Origin of the sequence: Pseudomonas sp. 39004 (assembly GCF_028682155.1) — a bacterium.
In the GTDB taxonomy this organism is placed as follows: domain Bacteria; phylum Pseudomonadota; class Gammaproteobacteria; order Pseudomonadales; family Pseudomonadaceae; genus Aquipseudomonas; species Aquipseudomonas capeferrum.
The window spans coordinates 1-6,680 of sequence record NZ_JANIAG010000241.1 but is presented as its reverse complement, the minus strand read 5'-3'; the positions used below and the strand labels follow the sequence as shown (position 1 = coordinate 6,680).

Sequence of the window (6,680 nt, the reverse complement as noted above, 5' to 3'; positions counted from 1 at the left end):
GCGGTCCCTGTGGGAGCGGCCTTGTGCCGCGAAAGGGCCGCAAAGCGGCCCCAATTGCCGCATCAGTACTGCGTTTGCCCGGGCACCCAGGCGGTGCCCGCCAGTGGTACCCGCGCCATCGCCGCCGCCTCCACAGTCAACGCCACCAGGTCCTCCGGGTCGAGGTTGTGCAGGTGCGACTTGCCACAGGCGCGGGCCATGGTCTGCGCCTCCAGCACCAGCACGCGCAGGTAGTTGGCCAGCCGCCGGCCGGCCTCCTCCGGGTTCAGGCGCTTGGCCAGTTCCGGGTCCTGGGTGGTGATGCCCGCCGGGTCACGGCCGTTCTGCCAGTCATCGTAAAAACCAGCCGCAGAGCCGATCGCCTTCAACTGCTCATCCAGCCGCGGGTGGTTGTCACCCAGGGCGATCAGCGCGGCGGTGCCGATGGCCACGGCGTCAGCCCCCAGGGCCATGGCCTTGGCCACGTCGGCACCGTTGCGGATACCACCCGAGACGATCAGTTGCACCTTGCGGTGCATGCCCATCTCCTGCAGCGCCTGCACCGCCTGCGGGATGGCCGGCAAGATGGGAATGCCGACATGCTCGATGAACACCTCCTGGGTCGCGGCGGTACCGCCCTGCATGCCGTCGAGCACAATCACGTCGGCGCCGGCCTTCACCGCCAGCTTGACGTCGTAGTACGGGCGGCTGGCGCCGATTTTCACGTAGATGGGTTTCTCCCAGTCCGTGATCTCGCGCAGCTCGGCAATCTTGATCGCCAGGTCGTCCGGGCCGGTCCAGTCCGGGTGGCGGCAGGCGCTGCGCTGGTCTACGCCGATCGGCAAGGTGCGCATGCCGGCCACCCGCTCGGTAACCTTCATGCCCAGCAACATGCCGCCACCGCCCGGTTTGGCGCCCTGGCCGAGGACGATCTCGATGGCATCGGCCTTGCGCAGGTCGTCGGGGTTCATGCCATAGCGCGACGGCAGGTACTGGTACACCAGGTGCTGCGACTGGCCACGCTCTTCCGGGGTCATGCCGCCGTCGCCGGTGGTGGTACTGGTACCTGCGATGGTCGCACCCCGGCCCAGCGCTTCCTTGGCATTGGCCGACAGCGCGCCGAAGCTCATGCCGGCAATGGTCACCGGGATCTTCAGGTGGATCGGCTTCTTGGCAAAACGGTTGCCGAGCACCACGTCGGTGCCGCACTTTTCGCGGTAGCCTTCGAGCGGGTAGCGCGACACGCTGGCGCCCAGCAGCAGCAAGTCGTCGAAGTGCGGCACACGGCGCTTGGTGCCGCCGCCGCGGATGTCGTAAATGCCAGTTTCGGCGGCACGCTGGATTTCCTGGATGGTCAGGCGATCGAAGGTGGCCGATTCACGCAGTACCGGGGGGAATTGTTCGCTCATGGGTAGGCTCCTGGATCAGTACGCGCTGGCGTTGTCGACTTTGAAGTTGTACAGCTGACGGGCCGAGCCGTAGCGTTTGAAATCGGCGGCCTTGTGCTCCAGGCCCGCCTCGTTGAGCAACGCCTGCAGCTCTTGCAAGTGCTCGGCACGCATCTCTTTTTCGATGCAGTCCGAGCCTAGCGACTGCACCGAGCCCTTGACGTAGATGCGCACCTCGTACAGCGAGTCGCCCAGCGCATCGCCGGCATCGCCGCACACCACCAGGCGCCCGGCCTGGCCCATGAAGCAGCTCATGTGGCCGATGCTGCCGCCGACCACGATGTCCACGCCCTTCATCGAAATGCCGCACCGAGCCCCGGCATCGCCCTCGATCACCAACAGCCCGCCGTGGGCCGTGGCGCCGGCTGCCTGCGAGGCACTGCCCTTGACCCGCACCGAGCCGGACATCATGTTCTCGGCCACCCCCACGCCGACGTTGCCGTGCACGGTGACGCTGGCCTGTTGATTCATGCCGGCGCAGTAGTAGCCGGCGTGGCCGTCGATATCCACCGACACCGGCTGGTTGATACCCACGGCCAGGTTGTGCTTGCCGTCCGGGCGGCTGACCCGCCACTCGCGGTCCTGCACGTCGCCATGCAGGGCCTGGTTGAGTTCGCGCACCGAGGCGCTGGAAAGGTCGATCGTTTTCATGAGGTGCTCCAGTGAGTCGGTAACAGGTCAGGCGCTTTCGCGCTCCCAGACGTACAAGGTGGCCGGTGCTGGTTCCCAGACCTTGGCGTTTTCAATGCCTGGCAGGCTGGCCAGGGCCTGGTACTCGGAGGCCATGGCCACGTAGTCGTCGGTTTCGGCGAGCACCGCCGGCTTGCAGGCAATCGGATCGCGGATCACGGCAAAGCCGTTGCGGGTGCCGATGGCGAAGGTAAAGAAGCCGTCCAGGTCTTGCAGGGCGCCATCCAGGGCCTGTGCCAGGCTGTCGCCCTGCTGCAGGCGCCAGGCCAGGTAGCCAGCCGCCACTTCGGTGTCGTTGTCGGTCTCGAAGCTAATGCCTTCGCGTTTCAGCTCCTGGCGCAGGCGGAAGTGGTTGGACAGCGAGCCGTTGTGCACCAGGCACAGGTCGGCGCCGGTGGAAAACGGATGGCTGCCTTCCAGGGTCACTGCACTTTCAGTGGCCATGCGGGTGTGGCCGATGATGTGGCTGCCTTGCATGCCGGCCAGGCCGAAGCGGCTAGAGATCTCGGCTGGCAGGCCCATGCCCTTGAGGATTTCGATGCTCTGCCCGGCGCTCATGATGCGCACGTCGGCGGCCAGCTCGGCCAAGGCTGCACGGGCGGCCGCTTCGTGGGTGTGTACCTTGAGCACGGCGGCGCTGGCGTTCTGGAACCAGTCCAGCGAGCAGCCCAGGCGCCCTTCCAGTTGCCCCATCAGCGCCGCCCACGGATAGTCCACAGCGCTCGCCTGCAAGGTCAGCTTGACCCAGCCATCGGCCACTTCATCGCCATAGATGGCAAAGCCGGCGCTGTCCGGGCCACGGTCGGTCATGGCCTGCAGCATGGGTTCGAAGAGTTTGCCGAGCTGGGCTTCCAGCGCCGGCTTTTTCAGGTACAGGCCTACGATTCCACACATGGTGTTGCTCCTTACTGGGCAGTGGGCGACCGCTGTCTTGCTGGCCGCGCCAAGGATGGGGGGCGGTCAGAAGAACTCGGTGTAGCGCTGGATTTCCCAGTCGGAGACGTGGCGGCAATACTCCACCCACTCCATGCGCTTGAGCTTGATGAACTCGTCGACGATCTCGGCGCCGAGCACCTCGCGGAACAAGGGGTCGGCCTCCAGCGCGTCGGCGGCTTCCTTGAGCGACTGCGGCAAGGTCTTGATGCCGCGTGCGGCGATTTCTTCCAGGCTCAGGTTGTAGAGGTTCTCGTTGCACATCTGGCCAGGGTCCAGTTCACGGTCGATACCATCCAGGCCGGCGGCGATGATCGCGGCGGTGACCAGGTAGGGATTGCAGCCGGCATCCGGCAGGCGAAACTCCAGGCGGCCATAGGGGATGCGCACCATCGCCGAGCGGTTGTTGGCGCCATAGGCCACGAAGGCTGGCGCCCAGGTAGCACCGGACAACGAGCGGCCGACCACCAGGCGTTTGTACGAATTGACCGTGGGCGCGGCGAACGCGCACAGCGCCGGGCCATGGGCAAGCAAGCCCGCAGCAAAGTGGTAGGCCAGCTTGGACAGGCCCATGCCGCTGCTGTCGGACGGGTCATGAAACAGGTTCTTGTGTGTGCTGCTGGCCAGCGACAGGTGGAAGTGCATGCCATTGCCGGCACGCTTGGGGTCGGGCTTGGGCATGAACGAGCAGATCATCCCCAGGTCGTTGGCGATTTCGCCGGCCGCCATGCGGAAGAAGGTGAAGCGGTCGGCCGACTCCATGGCATCGCTGTAGGTGTAGTTGATCTCGAACTGGCCGTTGGCGTCCTCGTGGTCGATCTGATAGATGTCGAAACCCACCGGCTGCAGGGCTTCGGTCAGGCGTTCGAGGAACAGCCGCGAGCGCGACAGGCCCTTGTAGTCGTAGCACGGCTTGTCGAGGTTGTCGGAGGCATCCACCACCTGCAGCTTGCCGGCTTCGTCCCGGCGGAACAGGCTGAACTCGGGCTCAAGCCCGGTGTTCAGCGTCCAGCCCTTGTCGGCCAGGCGCTGCACCTGCTGCTGCAACACGTAGCGGCTGTCGTAGGGCCAAGGTTTACCGTTGACGTGGCCGACGCATACCACCCGGCCATAACCAGGCTGCCAGGGTACCGGGATCAGCGTGGCCAGATCGCCACGGGCCATGAAGTCCGGGCCGTGTGGTTCCATGCCCATGCCACAGATGGCGAACCCGGCGAAACCGGCGCCCTCCTCGGCCACCATCTTCAGGCCCGAGATCGGCACCGATTTGGTCTTCGCCGAGCCATGGATATCGACGAACTGCGCCAGCACATACTTGATGCCGTGCTGGTCGAGGGTGCGCTGGGTTTCTGCTGGCAACATGGGTTGAACACTCCTGGTAAGGGGCTGCATGTAATTCCGCAAGGGAAACTTACTTTCATCACAGGAATGCAATGTACTTGCCAACTTACCGAGTGTTACCGCTTAGCGGGCACGTCCCCTCCCACAATCCCTTGTCACAGGGGGCTTGCACGCGACAGGGGCTGGCGCCATGACGGAGACATTTTCGTTGTAGATATGGGAAACTCGTTTTCACCCGAGGAAACCGACGGCCAACGCAGCCGCCCGGCGCACTTTCCCAGTGCGAAATCTTTATTCTTGAACTGAAACCGTGCAGGACTCTCGATGCCGACCGAAACCGAACCCCGCCTTCGCCTGGAGCAGTACCTGGGCCTGCAGATCAAGCGCCAGCGCCAGGCCCAGTCGCTGAAGCTCGCCGACGTGGCGCGCATCGCCGGGATCAGCCAGGGCATGCTGAGCAAGATCGAGAATGCCCAGGTGTCGACCAGCCTCGATACCCTCAGCCGCCTGTGCGACGTGCTGGGCATGCCGATGGCCAAGCTGTTCAGCCAGTATGACCAGCCCGATGGCAACGCGCTGCTGGTCAAGGCCGGTGAAGGGCTGGAGGTGGTGCGCCGCGGCACCGAGAAGGGCCATACCTACCACTTGCTCAATCACGCCAGAGGCCCGAAAAAGAACTTCGAGGCGTACATGGTGAGCATGGACGATGCCAGCGAGGAGTTTCCGACCTTCGCCCACCCGGGCACGGAATTCCTGCACTTGCTGGAGGGTGAGCTGGTGTACCGCCACGGCAACCAGCTCTATCACCTGCATGCCGGCGACAGCCTGACCTTTGATGGCGAAACCCCACACGGGCCGGAGCAACTGGTGCAGGTGCCGATCCGCCTGTTGTCGATCATGAACTACGGCGAAGAATGACATGGCGCGGTCAAGCAACAAGCGATGTCGCGATCTGACATGTATGCGTCGCCCGCAATCGGCCTCACATCCCTGTATACAAAAATAATACACACATCGACCAGCCCCGCGCCGTGGGCTGGTTGACGCGGTATTTGCGAGTAAGCAGCCTCGCTTCACAATTCCAACGCTGTGGCGCCTTTTTGCACCGGGCAATTCGCCCGGGCTCATAACCATAAAACTCCCAGAATCAGAGACCCGCGCCGCGCCAGCCGGGAGTGTTTGCGCGCGCCACTTTGTGAAAATTTGACTGCCATGATCGCGACTTCAATCCCCGTAGCCGGTGCTGCCACCGGCCGGCGCAACGCCCTGCTCGTTGCACACCTCGCCGCTGTGCTGTTCGGCCTGACCGGTATCCTCGGCCACTTGATCGAGGCCGACGCCAGCATCATCACCTTCGGCCGTGCCACCTTCGCCTTCATTGCCCTGGGCTTCGTCGCCGGGCTCAAGGGCACCCGCCTGCTCGATGCGCTGACCCTGCGCAACCTGCCCATCCTGGGCCTGACCGGCGCGTTGCTGGCGACGCACTGGGTGACCTTCTTCATCGCCGTCAAGGTCGGCGGCGTGGCTGTGGCCACGCTGGGCTTCGCCAGCTTCCCTGCCTTCATAGCCATGATCGAACGCGGCGTGTTCGGCCAGCGTATCGGTGCCGTACAGGGCTTGCTGTTGCTGATGGTGACTGCGGGCCTGGTGATGGTGGTGCCGTCCTTCGACCTGCTCGACAGCGGCACCCTTGGCCTGATCTGGGGCCTGGGCTCGGGCCTGGCGTTCGCCGTGCTGACCGTAGCCAACCGCCGCAATGCGTCGAACATGAATGCCTTGCAGGTAGCCTTCTGGCAGAACGTGGTGGTAGCCGCGCTGGTTGCGCCGTTCGCCTTCACCCACCTGGCCAGTACCAGCCTGGGCGGCGACGACTGGGTCAACCTGGCGCTGTTGGGGGTGTTCTGCACCGGGCTGTCGCAGTTTCTGTTCGTCAAGAGCCTCGAAGGCCTGGAGGCACGTACCGCCGGCATGATCATCGCGCTGGAACCGGTGTATGCGATCCTCGGTGCCTGGTGGCTGTTTGGTGAGCAGCCGAGCCTGCGCATGGCGGCGGGGGCGGCGTTGATTGTGTTGGCGACCCTGCTGGCTGCGGCGCGCAAGGCGCCGGCGGAGCATGGTGATAACAGCCGGTGTGGGCGGTAAGAATGGCTGCGGGTTGCTCGTCGGGAGATCGAAGCGCATGCCTTGGTTTATCTGGCGCCTATGAGATCGAGCGCCGCCCGCGCGGCGCATCGCGACGCAAGGCCGCTCCTACATTTGTTTCGGGCCAGTGCGGCCTGTGGCATTTGC

6 protein-coding genes are annotated in these 6,680 nt (G+C 64.6%); 2 read left to right on the top strand and 4 right to left on the bottom strand.

Annotated elements, in window-relative coordinates; all coding sequences use genetic code 11:
- Positions 1 to 62: 62 nt before the first annotated feature.
- From NP534_RS25035 to glnT, 4 genes are all read right to left on the bottom strand, one after another.
- Positions 63 to 1,388, bottom strand: coding sequence for an FMN-binding glutamate synthase family protein (locus NP534_RS25035; RefSeq protein ID WP_033697307.1), 1,326 nt, complete (start codon positions 1,386 to 1,388; stop codon positions 63 to 65).
- Between the two features lie 15 nt (positions 1,389 to 1,403).
- Positions 1,404 to 2,078 carry a protein glxC gene (locus NP534_RS25030; RefSeq protein WP_047583883.1) on the bottom strand — a complete coding sequence of 225 codons (675 nt, stop codon included), beginning with the start codon at positions 2,076 to 2,078 and terminating at the stop codon, positions 1,404 to 1,406.
- A 27-nt stretch (positions 2,079 to 2,105) separates the two neighbouring features.
- Complete coding sequence (locus NP534_RS25025) at positions 2,106 to 3,011, bottom strand: class II glutamine amidotransferase (RefSeq protein WP_033697305.1); 906 nt, start codon at positions 3,009 to 3,011, stop codon at positions 2,106 to 2,108.
- 66 nt (positions 3,012 to 3,077) lie between these two features.
- Positions 3,078 to 4,412 (bottom strand): type III glutamate--ammonia ligase, encoded by a 1,335-nt coding sequence (gene glnT / locus NP534_RS25020; RefSeq protein ID WP_186659429.1) that lies wholly within the window; start codon positions 4,410 to 4,412, stop codon positions 3,078 to 3,080.
- A 303-nt stretch (positions 4,413 to 4,715) separates the two neighbouring features.
- Here glnT and NP534_RS25015 point away from each other — a divergent pair, with 303 nt between their 5' ends.
- Both NP534_RS25015 and NP534_RS25010 read left to right on the top strand, forming a co-directional pair.
- On the top strand, positions 4,716 to 5,309 hold the full coding sequence (locus tag NP534_RS25015; RefSeq protein WP_186659426.1) for a helix-turn-helix domain-containing protein: 594 nt from the start codon (positions 4,716 to 4,718) through the stop codon (positions 5,307 to 5,309).
- Positions 5,310 to 5,603: 294 nt separating this feature from the next.
- Entirely contained in the window at positions 5,604 to 6,533 is a 930-nt protein-coding gene (locus NP534_RS25010) for a DMT family transporter (protein ID WP_156311415.1), read from the top strand.
- Positions 6,534 to 6,680: the final 147 nt, after the last annotated feature.

Excerpts from the sequence above, each read along its gene's own strand:
- NP534_RS25035 (WP_033697307.1), bottom strand. The coding sequence starts at position 1,388 with ATGAGCGAACAATTCCCCCCGGTACTGCGTGAATCGGCCACCTTCGAT.
- NP534_RS25030 (WP_047583883.1), bottom strand. The coding sequence starts at position 2,078 with ATGAAAACGATCGACCTTTCCAGCGCCTCGGTGCGCGAACTCAACCAG.
- NP534_RS25025 (WP_033697305.1), bottom strand. The coding sequence starts at position 3,011 with ATGTGTGGAATCGTAGGCCTGTACCTGAAAAAGCCGGCGCTGGAAGCC.
- glnT (WP_186659429.1), bottom strand. The coding sequence starts at position 4,412 with ATGTTGCCAGCAGAAACCCAGCGCACCCTCGACCAGCACGGCATCAAG.
- NP534_RS25015 (WP_186659426.1), top strand. The coding sequence starts at position 4,716 with ATGCCGACCGAAACCGAACCCCGCCTTCGCCTGGAGCAGTACCTGGGC.
- NP534_RS25010 (WP_156311415.1), top strand. The coding sequence starts at position 5,604 with ATGATCGCGACTTCAATCCCCGTAGCCGGTGCTGCCACCGGCCGGCGC.